20 protein-coding genes are annotated in these 22470 nt (G+C 76.6%); 11 read left to right on the forward strand and 9 right to left on the reverse strand.

Annotated features, from left to right (window positions below; translation table 11 throughout):
• Positions 1-94: 94 nt before the first annotated feature.
• Complete coding sequence (pheA, locus tag ACI79G_RS18340) at positions 95-1030, reverse strand: prephenate dehydratase (protein ID WP_456882536.1); 936 nt, start codon at positions 1028-1030, stop codon at positions 95-97.
• A 115-nt stretch (positions 1031-1145) separates the two neighbouring features.
• Between pheA and ACI79G_RS18345 the strand changes: the two genes are divergently transcribed.
• Positions 1146-2801 (forward strand): GGDEF domain-containing protein, encoded by a 1656-nt coding sequence (locus ACI79G_RS18345; protein ID WP_456882537.1) that lies wholly within the window; start codon positions 1146-1148, stop codon positions 2799-2801.
• A 104-nt stretch (positions 2802-2905) separates the two neighbouring features.
• Positions 2906-5620, forward strand: a complete 2715-nt coding sequence (locus tag ACI79G_RS18350; protein WP_456882538.1) for a diguanylate cyclase domain-containing protein — start codon at positions 2906-2908, stop codon at positions 5618-5620.
• A gap of 7 nt (positions 5621-5627) precedes the next feature.
• On the opposite strand, the gene yczR is transcribed toward ACI79G_RS18350, so the two are convergent.
• A complete protein-coding gene (yczR, locus tag ACI79G_RS18355; RefSeq protein WP_456882539.1) occupies positions 5628-7061 on the reverse strand; it encodes a MocR-like transcription factor YczR in 1434 nt (477 codons plus the stop codon).
• 58 nt (positions 7062-7119) lie between these two features.
• Here yczR and yczE point away from each other — a divergent pair, with 58 nt between their 5' ends.
• Positions 7120-7743, forward strand: coding sequence for a membrane protein YczE (gene yczE / locus ACI79G_RS18360; protein WP_456882540.1), 624 nt, complete (start codon positions 7120-7122; stop codon positions 7741-7743).
• Here the strand turns inward: yczE and ACI79G_RS18365 are convergent.
• Positions 7736-8839, reverse strand: coding sequence for an MFS transporter (locus tag ACI79G_RS18365; RefSeq protein ID WP_456882541.1), 1104 nt, complete (start codon positions 8837-8839; stop codon positions 7736-7738). The two genes, yczE and ACI79G_RS18365, sit on opposite strands and share 8 nt — an antisense overlap.
• A 323-nt stretch (positions 8840-9162) precedes the next feature.
• Between ACI79G_RS18365 and ACI79G_RS18370 the strand changes: the two genes are divergently transcribed.
• The 5 genes from ACI79G_RS18370 to ACI79G_RS18390 all read left to right on the forward strand — a co-directional run bounded on the left by ACI79G_RS18370 (position 9163) and on the right by ACI79G_RS18390 (position 12627).
• The gene (locus ACI79G_RS18370) at positions 9163-9762 is read left to right on the forward strand and encodes a TMEM165/GDT1 family protein (protein WP_456882542.1); all 600 of its coding nucleotides are present in this window, start codon (positions 9163-9165) and stop codon (positions 9760-9762) included.
• A 91-nt stretch (positions 9763-9853) separates the two neighbouring features.
• Complete coding sequence (locus tag ACI79G_RS18375) at positions 9854-10234, forward strand: antibiotic biosynthesis monooxygenase (protein WP_456882543.1); 381 nt, start codon at positions 9854-9856, stop codon at positions 10232-10234.
• A 42-nt stretch (positions 10235-10276) separates the two neighbouring features.
• Positions 10277-11239, forward strand: a complete 963-nt coding sequence (locus ACI79G_RS18380) for an ABC transporter ATP-binding protein (protein WP_456882544.1) — start codon at positions 10277-10279, stop codon at positions 11237-11239.
• Positions 11236-12105 (forward strand): ABC transporter permease, encoded by an 870-nt coding sequence (locus ACI79G_RS18385; RefSeq protein ID WP_456882545.1) that lies wholly within the window; start codon positions 11236-11238, stop codon positions 12103-12105. The genes ACI79G_RS18380 and ACI79G_RS18385 overlap by 4 nt, the downstream gene beginning before the upstream one ends.
• 75 nt (positions 12106-12180) lie before the next feature.
• Positions 12181-12627 (forward strand): DUF1905 domain-containing protein, encoded by a 447-nt coding sequence (locus ACI79G_RS18390; RefSeq protein ID WP_456882546.1) that lies wholly within the window; start codon positions 12181-12183, stop codon positions 12625-12627.
• A gap of 97 nt (positions 12628-12724) precedes the next feature.
• Here the strand turns inward: ACI79G_RS18390 and ACI79G_RS18395 are convergent, their stop codons facing one another.
• Positions 12725-13630 (reverse strand): haloalkane dehalogenase, encoded by a 906-nt coding sequence (locus ACI79G_RS18395; RefSeq protein ID WP_456882547.1) that lies wholly within the window; start codon positions 13628-13630, stop codon positions 12725-12727.
• An 11-nt stretch (positions 13631-13641) separates the two neighbouring features.
• A complete protein-coding gene (locus tag ACI79G_RS18400; protein WP_456882548.1) occupies positions 13642-14256 on the reverse strand; it encodes a DinB family protein in 615 nt (204 codons plus the stop codon).
• 91 nt (positions 14257-14347) lie between these two features.
• Between ACI79G_RS18400 and ACI79G_RS18405 the strand changes: the two genes are divergently transcribed.
• Complete coding sequence (locus tag ACI79G_RS18405; protein WP_456882549.1) at positions 14348-15100, forward strand: MerR family transcriptional regulator; 753 nt, start codon at positions 14348-14350, stop codon at positions 15098-15100.
• A 124-nt stretch (positions 15101-15224) separates the two neighbouring features.
• Positions 15225-16316: an FUSC family protein gene (locus ACI79G_RS18410; RefSeq protein ID WP_456882550.1), complete on the forward strand. Its 1092-nt coding sequence runs from the start codon at positions 15225-15227 to the stop codon at positions 16314-16316.
• 13 nt (positions 16317-16329) lie between these two features.
• Here the strand turns inward: ACI79G_RS18410 and ACI79G_RS18415 are convergent, their stop codons facing one another.
• Together ACI79G_RS18415 and ACI79G_RS18420 are read right to left on the reverse strand one after the other, a co-directional pair.
• Positions 16330-17634, reverse strand: coding sequence for a (Fe-S)-binding protein (locus ACI79G_RS18415; RefSeq protein ID WP_456882551.1), 1305 nt, complete (start codon positions 17632-17634; stop codon positions 16330-16332).
• Entirely contained in the window at positions 17631-19013 is a 1383-nt protein-coding gene (locus tag ACI79G_RS18420) for an FAD-binding oxidoreductase (protein WP_091223048.1), read from the reverse strand. The genes ACI79G_RS18415 and ACI79G_RS18420 overlap by 4 nt, the downstream gene beginning before the upstream one ends.
• A 165-nt stretch (positions 19014-19178) precedes the next feature.
• Between ACI79G_RS18420 and ACI79G_RS18425 the strand changes: the two genes are divergently transcribed.
• Positions 19179-20885: an FAD-binding oxidoreductase gene (locus ACI79G_RS18425; protein WP_456882552.1), complete on the forward strand. Its 1707-nt coding sequence runs from the start codon at positions 19179-19181 to the stop codon at positions 20883-20885.
• Positions 20886-21064: 179 nt separating this feature from the next.
• On the opposite strand, the gene ACI79G_RS18430 is transcribed toward ACI79G_RS18425, so the two are convergent.
• Positions 21065-21670 (reverse strand): hypothetical protein, encoded by a 606-nt coding sequence (locus tag ACI79G_RS18430; protein WP_456882553.1) that lies wholly within the window; start codon positions 21668-21670, stop codon positions 21065-21067.
• 5 nt (positions 21671-21675) lie between these two features.
• The gene (locus ACI79G_RS18435; RefSeq protein ID WP_456882554.1) at positions 21676-22443 is read right to left on the reverse strand and encodes an SDR family oxidoreductase; all 768 of its coding nucleotides are present in this window, start codon (positions 22441-22443) and stop codon (positions 21676-21678) included.
• Positions 22444-22470 lie beyond the last annotated feature (27 nt).

The raw sequence follows: 22470 nt of genomic DNA on the forward strand, positions 1-22470 counted from the left end.
GGGTCCCCGGCCGAGTGGGCAGTTGCGGTCGACGACACGGCGCGACGCGCTGGGCCGGGCGCCACGAACTGCTCACCCGGCCGGTCCGGTCGCCTCAGACGCGGCCGGCGCGCACCCGTTCGAGCCAGCCGGCGGCCTCGCGGAAGGCCGCGTCGGTCGACACCGGGGTCACGGGCTTGTTCTCGCGGCCGTCGGCGCGCGGGTAGGAGCCGAGGAAGCGCAGGTCGTCGCAGACCCGGTGCAGGCCGGAGAGCGCCTCCCCCACCCGCGCGTCGGCGACGTGCCCCTCGCAGTCGAGGGAGAAGGAGTAGACGCCGAGCCGCTCGCGGGTCGGCCGCGACTCGATGCGGGTCAGGCTGATGCCGCGGACGGCGAACTCGCCCAGCACGTCCAGCAGCGCGCCGGTGCGGTCCCCGACGACGGCGACGAGCGAGGTCTTGTCGTTGCCGGTCGGCTCCGGCAGCGGCCCCGGCGGCGCGACCAGCACGAACCGGGTGACGGCGCCGGGCCGGTCCGCGACGTCCTCGGCCAGTGCGGCCAGCCCGTACCGCTCGGCGGCGATCGGCGCGCAGACGGCGGCGTCGTGCTCGCCGTCCGCGACCTGCCGGGCGGCCTCGGCGGTGGAGGTGGCCGGCAGCGGGACGACGCCGGGCAGCAGCCGCGCCAGGGAGCCGGCGGTCTGCGCCAGCGCGTGCGGGTGGCTGACCACGGAGCGGACGTCGGCCAGCGTCGTCCCCGGGCGGCCGGCGAGGACGAAGGAGACCGTCAGGAACACCTCGCGGGTGATCAGCAGCGGGTCCCCGTAGGCCAGGCCGTCCATGGTGGCCGGCACCGAGCCCTCGACCGAGTTCTCCAGCGGGACGAGCGCGGCGTCGGCGTCCCCCGAACGGACGGCGGCCAACGCCGCCGGCACCCCGGCGGCGGGCCGCCGGACACCCTCGTCGGCACCAACGGCACTGATCAGGGCCGATTCGGCGAAGGTACCCTCGGGGCCGAGATAGGCGTACCGCGTCAGAGGCGTCCCAGGCACCCGACGAGGGTAGAGCGGTCGGGGGAGGGCGCATGCCCCACCCGGGGGGAGCTGCCACGCTCGTCACCGGACCCGTGGCCGCACAGCGGCCGGACACCGTCGTGGGAGGCAGTGCGTGACCCCCGGCCCAGAGCGCCTCACCGAGGGTGACCTCGACGATGCGCTCTGGCGCCTGCTGGCCGCGAGCGACCGCGACGACCCTGCCGCCTTCACCGCCGAGCACGACCGCGCCGCCGCGACCCTGGACGCCGCGACCGACCCCTGCTGGTCCGCCTGGCGGCACGCGCTGGCCGCCCGCCGCGGCCTGGTCGACGGCGACCCCCAGGCGGTCGCGGCCGAGGTGTCGGCCGCCCGTGAGGCCCTGGGCGGCTGCCGGCCCTCCGCGCAGACGGCGCTGACCCTGGCCCACCTGGCCCACGTGGAGGTGGCCGCCGACCACGCCGACACGGGGATGGTGCTGGCCATCGACGCCAGCCTGCTGACCGAGACCGCGGCAGCCGAGAGACCGTCCCGCGCCCTGCACCAGGCCCACCTGTGGCTCGCGCTGACCCTGGCCGCCCTCGACCTGGAGGAGCTCGCCGTGGCGCAGGCGCTCCGGGGCTCCCGGGTGGCGGACCAGCTGCCCGGCCTGGCCGACCGCTGGCGGCTGCTGCAGCTGAGCGCCCAGCAGCACGTCGAGCTGGCGCAGACGCTGCACCGCCGCGGGGAGGCCGAGCGCGCCCGCGAGCTGGCCGGGACGTCGGTGGACTGCGCCGAGGCCGCCCGCGCCCTCGACTGGGAGGCCGCGCCCAGCGACCAGGACCTGCTCGACGTCGTCCAGGCGTGGGCGATCGCCTGCCGCGGCGCGGTGGAGGACGGCCTCGGTCCCCTGCGCCGCGCGCACAAGCGCGTGCACCGGGACGGCGGGACGTGGCTGCGCGGCTACACCGACCTGGTGCTCGCCCGGCTGCTGACCCGGCTGGCCCACGACCGGTCCGGCGGCGGCCACGACGCCGAGGCCACCGACCTGCTGGTCGACGCCGCCGGGGCCTTCGCCGCCGCCGGCGACCGCCGGCGCTACCGGCAGTGCCTGCTCGAGCTGGGCCAGGGCACCGCGGCGATGGGCCGCCCGGCCGAGGCGCTGCACTGGCTGGAGGCCTACCGCGCCGACACCGGCCGCGCGCTCGCCCGCGGCCGGGAGCTGTGGGCGGAGATGTTCGTGCGGCGCAGCCGGCTGCGCGAGGCCGAGCGGCAGACCGCGCACCTGCGCCGGGTGGCGCTGGAGGACCCGCTCACCGGGCTGGGCAACCGGCGCAGCGCCGAGCGCCGGCTGGGCAGCATGCGGCTGGGCGCCGAGCCGGTGTCGCTGGCCGTGGTCGACATCGACCGGTTCAAGGCGGTCAACGACGACACCTCCCACTCGCACGGCGACGAGGTGCTGCGCCGGGTCGCCGACCTGCTGCGCGAGCACTGCCGCACCGGCGACGAGGTGTACCGGTGGGCCGGGGACGAGTTCCTCGTCGTCCTGCCGAGGGCGACCGAGGCCCAGGCGCTGACGGCCGTCGACCGGCTGCGTGCCGCGGTGGCCGACGCCGACTGGGGTGAGCTGCAGCTGCCCGAGCCGGTGACGGTGAGCATCGGTGTGGCCACCGCCGCGGCGGCCGAGGACCAACCGCTGGGCTGGCGCTCGCTGTTCGACACCGCCGACCTGCACCTGTTCACCGCCAAGCGCGGGGGGCGCAACCGGGTGCGCGCCCACGGCGGCCGGACCGCCGGTGAGGGTGCCCCGTGACGGCGCGGACCCGGTGGGACGGCAGTGACGGGAGTGCCCCGGCCCCCCGGCGTGCCCCTCGTGCGGTGCTCGACTCCATTGACAGCGGCAGGCACAGTGCGCTCGTGCCTCCCGGAGCCCTGCACCACCGGGTGACCGCCGCTCTCGCCAACTGGCAGCTCGACGACGCCGAGGAACTGCTGGCCGACGTCGGCACCGACTCCTCCCCCTACGTGGCCCCCACGCCGCGGGACGGCGGCGCGGACCGTCCGGCCGACCTGGGCCGGGCCTGGGCCGACACGCTGCGCGCCGAGCTGCTCGTGCGGCGGCTGCGGCGGGCCGGCTTCACCCTCGTCGGCGACCCCGTCGGGCCCGCGTCCGGACCCGGCGCGGCGGCCGGGCTGGACCTGCACGCCGGCGTGGCCGAGCTGATCGACGGCGCTCCCGCGGCCGAGGACGGCGACCCGCGCGCCTCCCACGCGGCGCTGGCCATCGCGCTGGTGCGCTCGGCCAAGGCCGCCTTCGACGCCACCGAGGACGAGCTGCAGCGAGCCGCCGGCCTGGCCCGGCACGCCCGCATCGAGCTGCTGTCGCGCCGCATCGACGCCGCCATGGACGAGGCGGTGGAGGCGGCCAGCCTGCTCGACCCCGCGCTGCCGCCGTCCGCCCTGCTGGTGGAGACGCTGACCACCCTCGCCGGCGTGCTCGCCGACCTCGAGCTGATGCCGCTCGCACTGGACTACCAGCGCCGGGCGCACGAGACCGCCGTGGCCGCGGCGGCCGTCGCCGACGCGCCACGGCCGGACGACGGCGGGCCCGACGTCCTCGTCGCCCGCGCGGCCAGCTCCCTGGGCGAGCTGTGCGCCGAGCTCGGCGAGGCGCTGCTCGACGACGGCGACCCCGACGCGGCCGCCCCGCACTTCGCCGAGGCCCGCGCGCTGGCCGAGCAGGCGCTCGCGCTGCTGCCGCCGGAGTCGGGCGAGGCGGTGGTGGCCGCCCAGGTGGTGCACGGCTGGGCGCTGGTGGGCCTGGGTGAGCACGCCGCCGCCATGGACCCGCTGCGGGCCGCCGTCCGGACCACTGCCACCGGCGACCGGGCGCTGCACGCGGCGGCGCTGCTCGCCCTGGGCCGCGCGCTGCGTCGGCAGGGGGACGGCGGCGACGCCGACGAGCAGCTGGCCCAGGCCCTCGCCACGGCGACCGAGCACGGCCTGCCGCGGGTGCGCCGGGCCGCGCTGCGCGAGCTGTGCACGCTGCACGCCGAGCTGGACGACGCGGGGCGGGCACTGCCCTACCTGCAGGCCTACCTGGCCGACGAGCTGGACCGGGTCGACGAGCGGCGCACCCGCTGGGTGGAGCTGTTCGGCCGGCGCAAGAGCCTGCTGGAGACCGAGCGGGCCGCCGGGCAGCTGCGCCGGCAGGCCTACGAGGACCCGCTCACCCACCTGCCCAACCGCCGCTACGCCGAGGCCACCCTCGACGGTCTGCTCAGCAGCGGTGCGGCACCGGCGCTGGCCGTGGTGGACGTCGACCGGTTCAAGGAGGTCAACGACGCCGTCGGCCACGCCGGCGGGGACGACGTCCTGCGCCGGGTCGCCGAGATCCTCGTAGCCGGCTGCCGCGACACCGACGACGTGTGCCGCTGGGCCGGTGACGAGTTCGTCGTCCTGCTGCCCGACACCACCGCCGAGCAGGCGGAGCTCGCGCTCGAGCGCTGCCGCCGCGCGGTCGCCGAGACCGACTGGGCGGCGCTCGGGATGCCCGTGCCGGTGACCATCAGCGTCGGCATCGCCTCGGCCACCCGCGGCGACGACCGGCGCACCCTGTTCGCCGCCGCCGACGGCGTCCTCTACGACGCCAAGCGCAGCGGCCGCGACCGCGTCGTCCGGCTGTCGGCGGTGACCCAGACCCGGGCCGTCGACGATCCGCCGGACGCGCTCCCCGGCCCCGTCGGGACAGCCGTGACGGACGGGTCCTCCCGGGACGACACGGCGCCCGCCGGCTCCCCGGAGCCGGTCGCGCCGACCCCTGGGGTCCCTGCCGTGCAGCCTTCCCCGCTGACCGACCCCACCGTGGTGAGCAGCGGTTTCGCACCGCTGCTCGTCGAGCCCGCCGACCCGCCGCTGGGCCTGGGCAGCCTCGCCGAGCCGGCCCTGGCCGCGGTGCCGCCGCCCCTCGAGCCGCCGGTCCCGCCGGCCGCACCGGCCCGCGGGGCACCGGCCGAGCCCGACGTCATCTGGGCACCCGGCCGCAGCACCGAGCAGGTGCTCGCACTGGTCCGCGAGGCGCGCCGGCAGTTCCCGGACCGGCCGGCGGTCGTCGTCCGGGCGCCCGCCGAGACGCTGGTCGCGCTGGCCAGCGAGCACGACGCCTACACCACGGTCGACGCCGCCTCGATGTCCGCGGCGGTGGGCCCGCTGCCCGAGCCCGTCGGCCGCATCGGGGTGCTGTGCGGGGTCGGCGGCGACCTCGCGGTGGCCGCCGAGGCCGCCTTCGCCGCGCGGGTCACGGGCACCGCGGTGCTGCGGGTGGACGACGTCGGCGGCAGCCGGTTCCGCGCGGGGCTGCCGGGCGACGCGCTGCCCGAGGACGTCGACTGCCTGGTCGTCGTCGCGGGCCTCGACGCCTCGCTGGCCGGCCTGCTCGGGGTGCTCACCGACGTGCCGATCGTGGCCGTCCCGACGTCGACCGGGCAGCCGGGCTCCTTCGGCGGGTTCAGCGCGCTGCTGACGATGCTGAACTCGGCCTCACCCGGCGTCGTGGTGAGCAACATCGACAACGGCCACGCCGCCGGCGTCTTCGCCGCCCGCATCGCCCGCCGCAGCCACCGCCGCGGCTGAGCCCGGGTCAGACCACCGGCTGCGGCTCGTCGGCGACGTCCGCCGGCGCGCGGGCTCCGGTCGCCCGGGCGTCGGCCCGCGCGAGCAGGGCCACCGCCCGGCGCAGGACCTCCGGCGGCTGCGTGTAGGGCAGCCGCAGCCGGTCGTCGAGGGCGTGGCCGGTGCCGAACAGCGGGCCGGCGGCCAGCCGCAGCCCCAGCCGCTCGGCCGCCGCGACCACCGCGCGGGAGCGCGGCGAGGGCAGCCCGCACCACAGCACCAGGCCGCCCGCCGGCGCGGGCACCCGCCAGTCGGGCAGCCGCTGCCGCAGCTCGGCGGTCAGCACCGACCGACGCTCGCGCAGCTGCTCGCGCCAGGCCGGCAGCGACCCGTCCAGGCCGTCGAGCAGCGCGCACGCGGCGAGCTGCTCGACGACCGGCCCGGACATCGACGTGCGGACCGCGATCGCGGTCAGCCGGCGGACGACGTCGGCCTCGGCGCGCACCCACCCCACCCGCAGGCCGCCCCACGCCACCTTGCTCAGCGTCCCCACCGAGAGCAGCCCCGGCCCGGAGGCGGCCAGCGGCGGGGGCGCCGCCGCGTCGAGCCCCAGCTCGGCGAACGTCTCGTCGACGACCGCCGGGGTGCCGGTGCGGCGCAGCGCCCGGGCCAGCCGCTCCCTGCCGGCTCCGTCGAGCAGCACACCGGTCGGGTTCTGGAAGTCCGGCATCAGGTAGGCAGCCGCGGGCCGGACGGCGGACAGGGTGCGCTCGGCGGCGTCCAGCCAGGCGGCCGGCTCGTCGGGGTCGAGCGCGACGGGGACGATGCGGGCGCCGAGGGCCCGGGCGGCCTGCAGCGCGTTGGGGTAGCTCGGTTGCTCGACCAGCACCCGCTGCCCGCGCCGCAGCAGGCCTGCGAACCCGATCGAGACCCCGTGCAGCGCGCCGTTGGTGACCAGCACCTGCTCAGGGGTCGTGGGCAGGCCGCGGGCGGTGTAGCGGGCGGCGATCCGCGCCCGCAGGTCGGGCAGGCCGGCGGGGTGGTAGCCGTGCGTGGCCAGGAAGCGGGGCAGCTCCTCGAGCGCCGCGGCCAGCGCGGCCGGGACGGCGGCGGGTGCCGCGGGTGCGGCGTGGGCGAGGTCGATCGCGCCGTCGTCCGCCGGCCCGGGCACCCACGCACCGCGGTGCGGCCCGGCGGGCAGGGCCGCGAACGTCCCGGCGCCCTGCCGGGCGGTGGCCCACCCGTCCTCGCGCAGCCGGGTGTAGGCGGCGGTGACCGTGGCCCGGCTGACCGCGAGCGCCGTCGCCAGCTCCCGCTCCGCCGGCAGCCGCGTGCCCAGGGGCACCCGGCCGTCGGCGACCAGCCGGCGGATGCGCCCGGCCAGCGCCGCGTAGCGCGGCGGCCGGTCGGTGGCGAGGTCGCCGACGAGCACGGCCAGCGAGCGCGCGGACGGCGTCTCCATGCCACCTCCTACGGATTGGCCTGTGGTTCGCAGGCCAATCCTGGCGGAGGATCGGGGCATGCACCAGCTCCCGACCACCCGGCCGGCCCGCCGCCTCGTCCAGCTCTACGCGGGCCTGGTGCTCTACGCGGTGTCGATGGCGCTGCTCGTGCGCTCGGGCCTGGGCGTCATGCCCTGGGACGTGCTGCACCAGGGCCTGTCCCGCCAGCTGGACTGGTCGCTCGGGGTCGTCACGATGGTCGTCGGCGCGCTCGTGCTCCTCGCCTGGGTCCCGCTGCGCGAGCGGCCGGGGCTGGGCACGGTGAGCAACGTCGTCGTCATCGGCCTGGCGCTGGACGCCGCGCTCGCCGTCCTGCCCGAGCCGTCGTCCCTCCCCCTCCGGGCCGTGTTCGTCGGCCTCGGCATCGCGCTCAACGCGGTCGCGACCGCCGCCTACATCGGCGTGCACCTCGGCCCGGGTCCGCGCGACGGGCTGATGACCGGCCTGGTGCGCCGCAGCGGCCGCTCGGTGCGACGGGTGCGCACCTCGATCGAGGTCGCGGTCGTCGCCGTCGGCTGGCTGCTCGGCGGCACGCTGGGCGTCGCCACCGTGCTGTACGCGCTGGTCATCGGCCCGCTGGTGCACGTGCTGCTCCCCCGGCTGTCGGTGGACCTCCCCCGCGCCCCCGCCCGCGTCAGCTGACCGGCGGCCGGCGCAGGCCGGCCGCCACCACGGGGACGACGGCCAGCACGAGCGCCGCCACCGCCGCGACGCCGCCCAGCGCCCAGGCCGCGAACACCAGCAGGGCGGCCAGTTCGGTGCCCAGGCCGGCGACCGAGGTGACCGTGGCCCGGCGGGTGCTGTCGATCCGCGCCTGCAGGCGAGCCTCGGCCACCACGAGCACCGCGAGGTAGAGCGCGTAGGAGGCGGCCACCAGCGCCAGCGCGGGCGGCCCGGGCGCCCCGGCCGCCGCCCCGAGCAGCACACCCGAGAGCAGCAGCGGCACCGGCAGCACGCGGTCGGGCAGCCGGTCGGCCCGGTCCCCCAGCGCGGCGCCGAGCGCCCCGGCCAGCGTGATGCCCAGGACGGCCGCCGGGACGGCGACCGTGGGCACCCCGCGGTCGCCGGCGAGCACCGGGAAGTACTCCTCCACCGCGTCGATCGCCCCGACCAGCGCGACCGCGAGCACGGTGAGCCGCAGCGCGGGGACGCGCACGACCTCGGTCACGCCGCAGCGGAGGGTGGCGACCAGCGTCACGCCCTCGCGCTCTCGCGGCGGCTCGGGGAACCGCAGGGCCAGCGCCGCCCAGGCGAGGCAGACCGCGGCGCTGGCCCAGCCCACCAGCGCGTAGCCACCCAGCGCGTAGAGCCCGCTGGCCGCGGCCGCGGTCGGGACCTGCACCAGCAGCTCGGCCGACGTCATCGCGCCGTTGACCCGGGCGAAGGCGCCCTCGGCGTCCACCTCGGCCAGGCCGTCGTAGACCAGCGCCTCGACCGTGCCGGAGACCATCGCGCCGGCCACGCCCCACACGACGAAGCCGGCGAGGAAGCCGGTGTACTGCGGCGCGACGGTCCACACGACGAAGGCGGCCGCCTCCAGGACGCCGCCCGCGACGAGCGCGCCCCGGCGGGACCAGCGGTCCGCCAGCGCCCCGGCCGGCACCTCGGTCAGCAGCGCCGTGACCGACCAGGCGGCGAACAGCAGCGAGATCTCGGCGGCCGAGAGCCCGGTGTCGAGGAACAGCAGCGCGTAGAGCGGGTAGAGCGGCACCAGCTCGGACAGCGCGGTCCACCCCACCGCCAGGCGCGCGAGCGGCCGGGCGGCGGGCGGCAGGGGTGCCCTGGCCGGGCGTCAACGGAACGGCACGGCGGGCACCGTAGCGCGGGTCACCCCGGCCCGCAGCCGAGTTCCGGGCACCGCTGGGTTAGGCTCTCCGGCCGAGAAGGGGAGTAGCCCCCCGTCCGCTGGTCGACACGCTGGCGCCCCCGGGCGCCCGGTCAGCGGGCCCACGCTCGGCCGTGGGTGGGCGAGACCTTCGACCGCAGTCGCCCTCGCCGGCAGCTGCCGGTCGGAGGCTGCCCGCATCCGTCCGGCAGCGCCCTGACGGAAGTGAGAACCCCGTGTCCCTGACGGTCGTGCTGACCGCCTTCGTGCTCGTCCTGCCGGTCGAGCTCCCGGACAAGACCCTGTTCGCGAGCCTCGTCCTGGCCACCCGCTTCCCGCCCCTGCCGGTGTTCGTCGGCGTCGGGGCGGCGTTCGGCCTGCAGGTCGCCATCGCGGTGACCGCCGGCAGCCTGCTGTCGCTGCTGCCCGAGGCGTTGGTCAGCGGGGTGGTCGCGGTGCTCTTCCTGGCCGGCGCCGTCCTGCTGTGGCGCAGCGCGACGGAGGGGCCGGAGGAGGCCGACGACGTGGCGGTCGGGAAGGAGGGGACGTCGTTCCTCCGGGTCGCCGCCATCTCCTTCGGCGTCCTGTTCGCCGCCGAGTGGGGCGACCTGTCGCAGCTGGCCACCGCCGGGCTGGCCGCGCGTCTGGACGACCCGGTGTCGGTCTTCGTCGGGGCCTGGGCAGCGCTGCTCACCGTCTCGGGCCTGGCCGTGTTCCTCGGCAAGAAGCTGGCCGACCGGCTGCCGGTGGCGCTGATCCGCCGGGTGGCCGCGGTGCTGTTCCTCGTCTTCGCCGTCGTCGCCGCGGTGGAGACGGTGCGCACCCTCGCCGGCTGAGCGAGGAGCCCGGGCGGGCCCAAGGCCACTCCACGGCCGTGCCGGCGGGACCTAGCCTGGCGACCCACGGGGCGACACCGAGGAGGTCGCCGTGGCCGTCATCCCCGATCTGCCGTGGACCGCCGAGCACGTCGGTGACGGCCCGGGCGTCGTCGTGGTCACCCACCTGCACCTGCGCCGGCTCCGCGACGTCCCGGCGTTCTTCCGCGACTCGCTGGCCATCCGCGCCCAGACCATGGCCGCTCCGGGCGCGCGCTCGCTGTACCTGCGCGCCCAGCCGCTGGCCCGGCACTTCACCACCGTGTCCTGGTGGGACGACGAGGACGCGATGCGCGCGTTCGTCCGGACCGACCCGCACCGCTCGGCGATGCGGCGCTGGGGCCCGGAGATGCGGGAGTTCAGCAACCGGTCGCACCCCGGCACCGCCGGCGTCGTCCCCACGGTGCAGACGGCGGCTGCGCTGTCCGCGTAACCCGCTCGGTCCCCGCCCGTCCCGGTGGGAGCATGGCCGCCGATGGATGCGGCCGTGCAGGTGACCGACCTCGTCAAGCGCTACCCCGGCCGGCCGGTCAACGCCGTGGACGGGATCTCCTTCACGGTGGCGCGCGGCGAGGTCTTCGGCCTGCTCGGGCCCAACGGCGCGGGCAAGACGACGACGATCGGCGTCCTCACCACCCGGGTGCTGCCCACCTCGGGCAGCGCCAGCGTCGCCGGGGTGGACGTCGCCGCCGACCCGGTCACCGCACGCAGCCGGCTGTCGGTGGTGCCGCAGCGGTCCAACCTCGACCGCGCGCTGACCGCCCGCCAGAACCTGGTCTTCCACGCCGCCTACCACGGCGTCGGCCGGGCCGAGCGCAACCGCCGGGCCGACGCCCTGCTCGAGCAGCTGGGCCTGGGCGGGCGCGGCGGGGACAAGGTCGACGACTACTCCGGCGGGATGGCGCAGCGGCTGCTCATCGCGCGGGCGCTCATGCACGCCCCGCAGGTGGTCTTCCCCGACGAGCCGAGCACCGGGCTGGACCCGCAGGCCCGGCTGTTCGTCTGGGACCGCATCCGCGAGCTGCGCGAGGGCGGCGTCACCGTCGTCCTCACCACCCACGACATGGACGAGGCGGCCGCGCTGGCCGACCGGGTCGGGATCATGGACCACGGCCGGCTGCTCGCCCTGGACACCCCCGCGGCGCTCACCCGCTCACTGCCCGGCAGCGCCACCCTGGACGTCGACGTGGCGCGCGCGCCCGAGGACACCGACGACGCGGTGCTGGCGGCCCTCGCCACCCTCGCCGAGCGGGTCGAGCAGGTCGCCGACGGCTCGGGGCTGCGGGCTCGCCTCTACCTCTCCGGCGACGCCGCGGCGCTGGTCGGCCCGGTGTCCGAGGCGCTCGGCGCGCGGCACGCGCGGCTGACCGGCGTGCGCATCGGCGAGCCCAGCCTCGAGGACGTCTTCCTCAGCCTGACCGGACGGGAGCTGCGATGAGCACGGACACCTCCTCGGCGCGGGGGGCTGCGACGAGCACCGGCACCGCCGCACCGGGCCTGGCCGCCGGGGTCGGCAGCGCCGCACCGGGCCGGCCGGACGTCGGCCGGGCGTTCGGCGCGCTGCTGTGGCGCGACGTCTTCGTCACCGGCCGCGAGCTGGTGCCCTTCCTGCTGCAGGTCGTGCTGCAGCCGGTCTTCCTGCTGTTCGTCTTCGGCAAGGTGCTCGTCGAGCTCGGCTTCGCCACCAGCCAGTACTCCGACGTGCTGCTGCCCGGCGTCATCGCGCTGACCGCCTTCCTCACCGCGCTGCAGAACACCGCCTTCCCGCTGGTCATCGACTTCTCCTTCACCAAGGAGATCGAGGACCGGCTGCTCGCGCCGCTGCCCACCGCGCTGGTCGCCGTCGAGAAGATCGTGTTCTCGCTGCTGCGGGCGCTGGTCGCCGCCGCGGTGATGTTCCCGATCAGCTGGTGGGTGCTCGGCACGCTGCCGGTGCAGTGGGGCGACCTGCCGCTGCTGACCGCGTTCCTCGTGCTCGGCTCGCTGGTCGGCGCGGTCATGGGCATGACGCTCGGGACGTTCGTGAAGCCCAACCGGATCAACGTCGTCTTCGCCGTCGTCCTGACGCCGCTGCTGTTCACCGGGTCCACCCAGTTCCCGTGGCAGTCCCTGGACACGCTGCGCTGGTTCCAGGTGGTCTGCGCGCTCAACCCGCTGACCTACGTCAGCGAGGCGCTGCGCGCGGAGATGGCGCCGGACGTGCCGCACCTGCCGCTGTGGCTGTGCGCCCTCGCGCTGACCGGCTTCCTCGTCGTCTTCGGCGTGACGAGCCTGGTGGGATTCCGCCGCCGGGCGCTCGACTGAAGGAGGACCCCGTCCTCCCCATCCCTCGCACGCTCGGGGCGGGGCCCGGGACGGGGCCGGACCTAAGCTCCTGGCGTGGAGTTCCGGACGACGGTCGTGCAGAGCGGGAAGACGGCGACGGGCCTGCAGGTGCCCGACGACGTCGTCGCGGCCCTGGGCGGGGGCAAGCGGCCGCCGGTGACCGTCACCCTGGGCGGCTACGAGTACCGGACGACGGTCGCGCCGATGGGCGGGGCGTTCTGGATCCCGCTGTCCGCCGAGCACCGGGCGGCCGCCGGCGTGCAGGCCGGCCAGGAGGTCGACGTCCGGGTCGAGCTGGACACCGCGCCGCGGGAGACCCCGCTGCCCCACGACCTCGCCGCCGCGCTGGACGAGGACGCGACCGCCTTCTTCTCCGCTCTGGCGCCCTCGCACCGCAAGGAGTGGGTGCGCTGGGTCGAGGAGGCCAAGAAGCCCGAGACCCGCGCCGCCCGGGTCGAGAGGACCGCCGAGGCGTTGAAGGCGGGCAGGAGGACGCGGTGACCGCCTGAGGGACCTCGACCCCTGCCTGCTCCTGTGAGCAGGGGTTAGAGGTCCCTCAGGTGCCCGTCCGTCCGGTGACCACCGGCGGAGACCTCGCTCAGCGGAGCGTCGGGATCCACTCGGCCAGCGCCCGGCCGATCTCGTGCGGCGAGTCCTCCGGCACGAAGTGCGCACCGGGCACGGTCACCTCGGTCAGCGCCTTCCACTTGCGCACGAACGCCCGCGGTCGGCCGACCAGGATCGAGCCCGGGTCGGCATTGAGGAACAGCTTGGGGACGTCGCTGGTGCGCAGCCACTGGCCGTACCGGGCGACGACGTCGCGGACCTTGGGCGGCACGTTCTCGATCGGCAGCTGCCGCGGCCACTCCAGCGTCGGCCAGCGGTGCGCGGGGTCGGCGAAGGGCTCGCGGTAGCGGGCGTGCGCCTCCGGGCTCAGGCCGCGGGTCACCGACGCCGGCAGGATGCGCTCGACGAACACGTTCTTCTCCAGCACCGCGGCCTCGCCCTCCGGCCCGCGCATGGTGCGGAAGATCCTGCGCGCGTCGGCCGGCCAGTCGGCCCAGGTGAGCGGGACGACGAGCGCCTCGGTGAACGCCAGGCCGCGGACCGCGCCGGCGTGCCGGTGCGCCCAGTCGAAGCCCAGCGCCGAGCCCCAGTCGTGCAGCACGAAGGTGACCCGCTCGGTCGCGCCGACCTCCTCGAGGAACCGCTCCAGGAAGCCCGCGTGCGCGGAGAACGAGTAGGTGCCCCGGTCCGGGCTGGGCAGCTTGTCCGACTCGCCCATGCCGATCAGGTCCGGCGCCAGGCAGCGGCCCAGGTGCTGCACGTGCGGGATGACGTTGCGCCACAGGTAGGACGACGTCGGGTTGCCGTGCAGGAAGACGATCGGGTCGCCCTCCCCCACCTCGACGTAGGCCATGTGCAGGTTGCCGTCGGCCCGCCGGTCGACGCGGACGCGCTTGCGGGGGAACGGGTCCTCGGGCGAGACGTCGTCGGCTGCCATGCCTGCGATCCTCACCCATCCCCGCTCGCGGCACCGCTCGGGGCGTCGGTCCCGGCCGCCTGCCGAGCGGCCGCCTCGATGCGCGCCCGGAACGCCGCCCACTCGTCGGCGCTGCGCTCGGGCAGGTTGCTGTTGTCCGGGCTCAGGCCGGCCGACCCGTCGACGAGCTCGCGCACGACGTCGGCGTGCCCGGCGTGCCGGGCGACCTCCACGCACGCGTGCACCAGGATCGTGTGCAGCGTCGGGTGCCGGCGCTCGGCCTCCCACCAGGGCACCTCGCCGACGGCGTCCAGCGGCAAGGCCTCGATCGTCGCGTCGGCGTGGGCGGCCGCGAACCGGAACAGCTCGACGACGTCGTCCCGGCTCTCGTCCGGGGCCGCCCACAGGTCGGCGCCCTCCTCCGCGCCCTCGGCCTCCCACGGGTAGGGCCGGCCGCTCGGCCGGCCGAAGACCTCGCCGAAGTAGCCCAGCTGCACGTAGGCGACGTGCTTGACCAGCCCCAGCAGGTTGGTGCCGGTCGGCGTCATCGGCCGCCGGACGTCGTACTCGTCCAGGCCGTCGAGCGTGGCCAGCAGGGCGGCCCGGCAGCGGCGCAGGTACCCGAGCAGGGCGCTCTTCTCGTCCATCCGGGCAGCCTGGCGCACGACACCGGCACCACGCTTGACCCTGACGCGACGTCAGGCCGTGCACTGGTCGGCGTCAGGAGGGAGGACACCCGTGAACGTGGGCGAGGTCGCGGCGCTGGCCGGTGTGACGGTCCGGACGCTGCACCACTACGACCGGATCGGGCTGCTGTCGCCGTCCGGCCGGACGGCGGCGGGCTACCGGCGGTACTCGCCGGCGGACCTGGACCGGCTGCACCAGGTGCTGGTCTACCGCGAGCTCGGGTTCCCCCTCGAGGAGGTCGCGACCCTGCTCGACGACCCCGCCGCCGACCCGGCCGAGCACCTGCGCCGCCAGCACCGGCTGCTGCTCGACCGGCTGGAGCGGACGCGGGCGATGGTCGCGGCCGTCGAGAAGGAGATGGAGGCGAGACAGATGGGGATCTCACTGACCCCGGAGGAGAAGTTCGAGCTCTTCGGGGAGGGCTGGTCCGAGGACCACGAGCGCGAGGCGGAGGAGCGCTGGGGGGACACCGAGGCGTGGGCGCAGTCCCAGCAGCGGACCCGCAGCCACACCAAGGAGGACTGGGTCCGGATCAAGGAGGAGATGGACGACGTCCACCGGCGCTTCGCCGAGGCCATGCGAGCCGGCGTCCCGGCCGACTCGGAGCAGGCGATGGACGTCGCGGAGGAGCACCGGCAGCACATCGGCAGGTGGTTCTACGACTGCCCGCCCGAGATGCACGCCGGCCTGGGCCGGATGTACGTCGAGGACGAGCGGTTCACCGCGACCTACGAGGCGATCGCCCCCGGCCTGGCGCGGTACGTGAGCACCGCCGTCCAGGCCAACGCCGCCCGCCAGGACTGACCCGGGTGCGACGAACTCGTGGCCATCGCCGGCTGATCGCCACGAGTTCGTCGCACTCACCGAATGCAGCGGCGCCGGGACCCGGCGCAACGGCGGGCTGCGGCACCGGTCATCCTGACTCCTCGTGGGAGCCCTGTGGGTGCAGCTGCACCGGCCGGCCGTGCAGCGCGGGGTGCGGGCGGCCGTGGCGGCCGCGCTCGCCTGGCAGGTCGCCGTCCTGCTGCCGCCGCTGCTGAGCGAGTACGCGTACTACGCCCCGCTGGGCGCGGTGATCGCCGTGCACCCGACGATCGCCGACTCGGCCAGCGCCGCCTGGCGCAGCGTGCTGGCCATCCTCACCGGCTTCGGACTGGCCGTGGCCCTGTACGAGGTCACGCGGGTGGTGCCCGACGCCCTCACCATCGCGCTCATCGTCGCCGTGGCGATCGCCGTCGAGCAGCTGCAGCTGTGGCGCGAGCAGGCCAGCTGGGTCAGCTTCGCCGCCGTCCTCATGATCACCGTCGGCCTCGACGACCCCGGCGCCTACGTGCTGCGCTACGCCGGGCTGACGCTGCTCGGGGCCGCGATCGGCGTGCTGGTGACCACCGTGCTCTTCCCGCCGATGCAGCTGACCCGCGCGGTCGAGGAGATCGCCACCGCCCGGTCGCAGCTCGCCGCGCACCTCGAGGAGATCGCGGGCACCCTGCGCGAGGGCCGGGTGCCCGACCCCGCCGAGTGGAGCGGCCGCGCCACGGTGCTGGACCGCACGCTGGACCGGATGCGCGCCGCCGAGGCGCAGGTCGAGCGCGCCCGCCGGGCCAACCCCCGGGCGCCGCGCTGGCAGGGCCGGGCGGCCGGCATCCGCGAGGAGTCCCGCGCGGTCGACCGCGTCGCCGTCCTCGTCGACGACCTCACCTCGCTGGTCGTCGAGCTGCAGCCGCACCGGCGCGGCATCGACCGGGTCGAGGCCGGGGCCGGCTGGGTGCTCGCCGACGCCCTCGCCGGCCTGGCCGGTGTGGTCCGCACGCCGTACCACAGCACCGACGGGACGACGCCCGACCGCCGGGACGAGCGGATCGCCGGAGCCGAGGCCGCGCTGGACCGGCTGGTCACCCTGCTGCGCACGACCCAGCCCGCCGACGAGGACGGCTTCTTCGCCCTCGGTGCGGTGGCGGTCGGTGTCCGGCGCGGGTTGGCCGCCCTCGGCGCGCGCCGGAGGCAGCCCCAGTCCGCCTGACCGGCCGGCAGGGTCAGCTGCGGTGCACCTCGTCGGGGCCGGCGGACCCGTCGAGCGCGTCGGGTCGGCCGGCACCGGCCGCGCCCGGGTCGTCGGGCAGGGGCCGGTCGTTCAGGTGGGCGGCCATCCCGGCGGCCTCGTCGGCGGGGACCTCGGCGCGGCGGCCCGGCCGCGCCCCGAGCCGCAGCCGGCGGCGGGGCAGCCCGCCGTCCTGCGCGGCGGCCAGCAGCTCGGTCAGGTGCAGCACACGCACCCGGGAGCGGCGGCGGCGCAGGCCGGTGACCAGCTGCCGCTGGCAGCCGGGGTTCACCGCGACGACGAAGTCGACGCCCGCGGCCTCGATCTGGTCGAGCTTCGGGGCCAGCACCCGGCGGCTGTCCCTCGGCCGCAGCAGCGAGTACGTGCCCGCCGAGCCGCAGCACTGCGCCGCGCCGGGCAGCTCGACGTAGTCGGCGACGGCGGCGATCAGCTCCCGCGGCTCCCGCCAGACGTCCATCCCGTTGCGCAGGTGGCAGGAGTCCTGCAGCGCGACCCGCGCCCGCCGTCCGTCGACCCGCACCTCGCCGAAGGACGCCGAGCCGTCGCCTGCCACGTACTCGGAGAACTCCTTGACCCGGTCGCGACCCAGCACGCCGGCCAGGTGCGCCGCACAGCCGCCCGCCGTGGTCACGATCGTGCCGGGCAGCTGGTCACCGAGCCGCCGGGCCATCGTGCGGCCCAGCTCGAGGTCGCCGTTGTGCGCGTGCAGCGCGCCGCAGCAGCCCTGGTCACCCGGGGCGTCGAGCTCCGGGCGCAGCCGTCGCGCGGCCCGGCTCACCGCGGGGAAGAGCGCCCGCTCGAAGCAGCCCAGCATCAGGTGCGGACCCTGCGGGGAGGTGGCGGCCGTGCGCGCGTGCCCGCGGAAGGTGCCGAGACGGCGCACCAGCCAGTTGCGGACGACGACGTTGGTGAGCACCCGCGCCAGCGGCGGCCGGCGCCGGCCCTGCCACTGGTGCGAGCGCCAGTGCTCGAGCAGCTCGCCGTACTGCACGCCGGCCGGGCAGACCGGCTCGCACGCCCGGCAGCCCAGGCAGAACGAGGACTCCTCCTGCAGGGTCGGGTCGTCGTCCTCCAGGACGCCGGTCTCCAGCGCGCGCATCAGCGTGATCCGCCCGCGCGGCGAGGACTTCTCGTCCTTGCTCAGCGCGTACGTCGGGCAGGCCGGCAGGCAGAACCCGCAGGAGATGCACCGGTCGAGCAGCTCGGGCGGGAAGATCCCGCGCGATGCCGCGCCGGCGGCACCCGGGGCGTCGGTGGCGCCGGACGCCTCGGCCGTCACGAGCCCGTCTTCCCGGGGTTGAGGATGCCGGCCGGGTCGAAGGCCGTCTTGATCCGTGCGAGCAGGGCCATCTGGTCGTCTCCCAGCCGGTCGCGCAGGTAGGGCAGCTTCGCGGCGCCGACGCCGTGCTCCCCGGTGATGGTGCCGTCGAGTTCGAGCGCCGCGGCGAAGATCTCGGCGAAGGCGGCGTGGGTGCGGTCGGCGGCCGCCGGGTCGCGGGCGTCGATGACCGCGGTGGGGTGCAGGTTGCCGTCGCCGGCGTGGCCGAAGGTGCCGATCACCAGGTCGTGCCGGGCGGCGACGGCCTCGATCCGGTCGACCATCTCGGCCAGCCGCGGGCGGGGCACGGTGACGTCCTCCAGCACGGTGAGCGTGTCCAGCCGGGACAGCGCCGGCAGGGAGCAGCGGCGGGCGGCCAGCAGCGCCTCGGACTGGGCGACCTCCTTGGCCACGGTGACCTCGAGCGCCCCCTCGTCGGCGCACAGCTCGCCCATGCGGGTCAGGTTGCGCTCGACGGCGTCCGGCTCGCCGTCGTCCCCGAAGAGGAGCAGGGCGCCGGCGTCGGTGCGCAGCCCCAGCCGGGCGTAGTCCTCCACCGCCCCGATGCAGGTGTGGTCGAGGAACTCCAGCGTCGCCGGCACCACGCCGTGGGCGAGGACCTGCGTCACCGCGCGGCCGGCGTCGGCCAGCGAGGAGAAGTAGGCCACCCCGGTGCTCGCCGTGGCCGGCATGGGCAGCAGCGCGAGGGTCACCTCGGTGATGACGCCGAGGGTGCCCTCCGAGCCGGTCAGCAGGCGGGTCAGGTCGTAGCCGGCGACGTCCTTCCACAGCCGGCCGCCGGTGCGGATGACCTCGCCGGTGGGCAGCACGACCTCGAGACCGAGCACGTAGTTGCGGGTGACGCCGTACTTGAGGCCGCGCAGGCCGCCGGCGCAGGTGGCGACGTTGCCGCCCACGGTCGAGACGGTGCGGCTGCCCGGGTCGGGCGCGAACAGCAGCCCCTGGGCGGCGGCGGCCTCGGCGACGGTGGCCGTGGTGGCGCCGGGCTCGGCACGGACCAGCAGTTCTTCGGTGCTGATCTCGAGCACCCGGTCCATGCGGGTGAGCACCAGGAGGATGCCGCCCTGCAGCGGCACGGTCGCCGCGCACAGGTTCGAGCCGGCGCCGCGGGGCACGACCGGGACGCGGTGGGCGGTGGCCAGCCGCAGGACGGCGGCGACCTCCTCCGTGCGCGCCGGGAAGACCACCGCGTCCGGCGGGGAGGAGAACAGCGGTGTGGCGTCCCGGGCGTACGGGGCGACCTCGCCCTCGCGGTGCCGGACGTGCTCCCGTCCGACGATCGACTCCAGCTCGGCCAGGACCCCGGGATCCAGTGCCACGTCGCACCTCCCTCGCGGTGGGCGGGTGGGCCCCGCGCTCGACCGCAGCGGGCAGCCTAGTGACGGAGGTCCTCCCTGTCCCCCGCAGAGGGATCGGCGCTCCGGCCGCGTCCACGGCTCCGCGGCGAGCACCGGACCGGGGCCGGGCACCGGCAGACTGTGGTCGTGCCCGAGCAGCCGGAACTGACCATCCAGGGCTGGGGCCCCGCCGCCGGTCCCCGCGACGCGACGGTGGCCCGCGGGGCGGACGGCGGCCCCGGCTCCCTGGAGCTCACCGCCTTCCCGGACCTCGCCGAGGTGCTGCCCAAGGCCGCCCGCCGGCACCTGGCCCGGGAGCTGGGGTGGACCCCGCGGCGCACCCCACCGGTACCGGTCGCCGACATCCGGCTGGCGCCCTCCCGGCTGGCCGAGGACTGCCGGCTGCGGCTGGTCGAGCTGCTCGGCGAGGAACACGTCAGCACCGACCGCGAGGCCCGGCTGCGGCGCGCCGGCGGCAAGAGCTACCTGGACCTGCTGCGCCGGCGGGAGGGCGACGCCTCCGACGCCCCGGACGCCGTCGTCCGGCCCGGCAGCACCGGGGAGACCGCCGCGCTGCTGGCGCTGTGCAGCGAGATCGGCGTGGTCGCGGTGCCCTTCGGCGGTGGCACCAGCGTCGTCGGTGGGCTGTCGGGCGTCGACGCCGACGACCGGCCGTCGGTCTCGGTCGACCTGGGCCGGATGGCCTCGGTGCACGCCCTCGACGTCGCGTCGTCGCTGGTCACGGTCGGGCCGGGCGTGCGCGGGCCGGCGCTGGAGGAGCACCTGGGCCGGCACGGGCTGTCCCTCGGCCACACGCCGCAGAGCTGGGAGTTCGCCACCATGGGCGGCTACGCGGCCACCCGCTCGGCGGGGCAGGCGTCCACCGGCATCGGCCGCTTCGACGACCTGGTGGCCGGGCTGACGCTGGCCACGCCGTCCGGGGTGCTCGAGCTCGGCTCGCCGCCGGCGTCGGCGGCCGGGCCGGACCTGCTCGGCCTGGCCCTGGGCTCGGAGGGGGCGCTGGGCGTCATCACCGAGCTGACGCTGCGGGTCCGGCCCGAGCCGCGGGCGCGGCACCACGAGGGCTGGTCCTTCCGCAGCTGGGAGGCGGGGCTGGCCGGGCTGCAGCGGCTGGCCCGCCACGAGCTGCTGCCCGACGTCGTCCGCCTGTCCGACCCCGACCAGACCCGCGCCGACCTGCTGAACGCCTCCGGCACCGGCGCGTCGCTGCTGCGCGGCTCGCTGCGGCTGCGCGGGCGGGCCGCGGGCTGCCTGCTCGTCGTCGGCTGGGAGGGGCTGCCGGCGGCGGTGCGCGCGCGACGGCGGGCGGCGTCCTCGGTGCTGCGCGGCGCGGGGGCGGTGCGGCTGGGCACGCGCGTCGGGGAGTCCTGGTGGCGGCACCGGTACGCCGCGCCCTACACCCGCGACAGCCTGCTGGACGCCGGGCTGCTGGTCGAGACGCTGGAGACGGCGGCCACCTGGACGGCGCTGCCCACCGTCCACGACGCCGTGCGGGAGGCGCTGCGCACGTCGCTGGGCCGGCGCGGGAAGCAGGCGCTGGTGCTGACGCACGTCTCGCACGTCTACCCGACCGGCGCCTCGCTGCACGTCACCGTGCTCGCCGACCGGGACGACGCGCTGCCCATCCAGCAGTGGCTCTCGGCCAAGCGGGCCGCGACCGACGCACTGCTGGCCGCCGGCGGCACGCTGACCCACCACCACGCCGTCGGGGCCGACCACCGCCCCTGGCTGGAGCGCGAGGTCGGCGCGCTGGGCGTGGAGGTGCTGCGCGCGGTCAAGCAGCGGCTCGACCCGCAGGACGTCTGCAACCCCGGCGTCCTGCTGCCCGACTGAATGCTGGCCGACTGAAGCACCCCGTCCTCCCCACTCCTCGGCCAGGCTCGGGGCGCGTCCCTGACGGGCCACCCCGGCACCACCTGACGCGGCCTCACCCCCTGCCCACGGTGCGGGGCAGGGGGTGAGGTCCCCGGAGGGACCACGCGGTGGCTGGAGCTCAGCGCCGCGGGAGCGGGTCAGGACAGCTGCACCGTCGTCGTCACCCGCGCCAGGCTCGGCCGCGGCGGCACCGACCCGAACCCGAAGGTGACCGGCGGGCGCACCGGGGCCAGCGCGCCCAGCGGCTCGCCGTCCCACGAGGCCGTCAGCGCCGTGACCACGTGCAGGTCCTGCACGCCGTACCACTCGGTGCGGCCGTACCCGGCCGAGCCGGTGGTGCGCAGGCCGGTCAGCAGCCGCGCCGGCCGGTCCAGCAGGCCCACCCAGGCCGGCGTGCGGGCCAGGGGCGGTGGGACGACGCGCAGCAGCCAGCCCAGCGGCGGACGGTGGCCGGTCGCGACCCGCAGCCGCAGCGGGCCGGCGTCGACCGCCCAGGTCCGCGGGTCCGGCCGGTGCACCGTCACCGGGACCAGCCGCACCTCGTCGAAGGCGTAGGTGGCGGCGATGAAGTCCGCGGCCTCCCGGGTGGGGGCGAGCAACAGCCGGGTGCCGTCGGGCCGCTGCACCATGACGTCGGACAGCGGCCCCAGGGGCGAGCGCGGCCAGTGCCCGACGACGACGCGGGTGCCCGACGCGGTGCCGGTCCCGAGGATCCAGCCGTCGAACCGCAGCCGCTGGGCCACCGGTGTCAGAGGGTGGTCGCGCGGCCGCCGTCCACCGGGATGACCGCACCGGTGACGTAGGCACCGGCCCGGCTGGCCAGGTACACGACGACGCCGGCCATGTCGTCGGGCCGGCCGATGCGGCCCAGCGGGGACGACGCGGCGATCTCGTCGCCGTGGGCGGCGAGCGTGGCGGCCATCATCTTCGACTCGAACGGGCCCGGGGCGACGGCGTTGACGGTGATCCGCTTGGGGCCCAGCTCCTTGGCCAGCACCCGGGTGAGGTGGTGCACCCCGGCCTTGCTCGCCGAGTAGGAGTAGGTCGGCAGGGACGGCGCGTGCAGCCCGTCGATGCTGCCGACGTTGACCACGCGGGCCGGGTCGTCGTCGGTACCGGCGGCCTCGAGCAGCGGCAGGAAGGCGCGGGTGAGGAAGAACGGCGCCTTGAGGTTCAGGTCGAGCACCTTGTCCCAGGCCGAGGCGGGGAACGTCGCGAACGGCTCGCCCCAGGTGGCGCCGGCGTTGTTGACCAGCACGTGCAGCCGCTCCTCGCGGCGGCCCACCTCCTCGGCCAGGCGCACGCACTCGGCCTCGGTCGAGACGTCGGCGGGGATCGACTCCACCGTGCCGAACTGCGACAGCTCGGCGGCAGCCGCCTCACCGGCGTCGGCCTTGCGGGAACTGATGTAGACCGACGCGCCGGCCTGCAGCAGCCCGCGGGCCATCATCAGGCCGATGCCACGGGTGCCGCCGGTGACCACGGCGACCTTCCCGGTGAGGTCGAACAGGTGCACGGGCGGTCTCCTCCGCGTCGTGGGGAC

Source organism: Geodermatophilus sp. SYSU D00779, assembly GCF_054050595.1.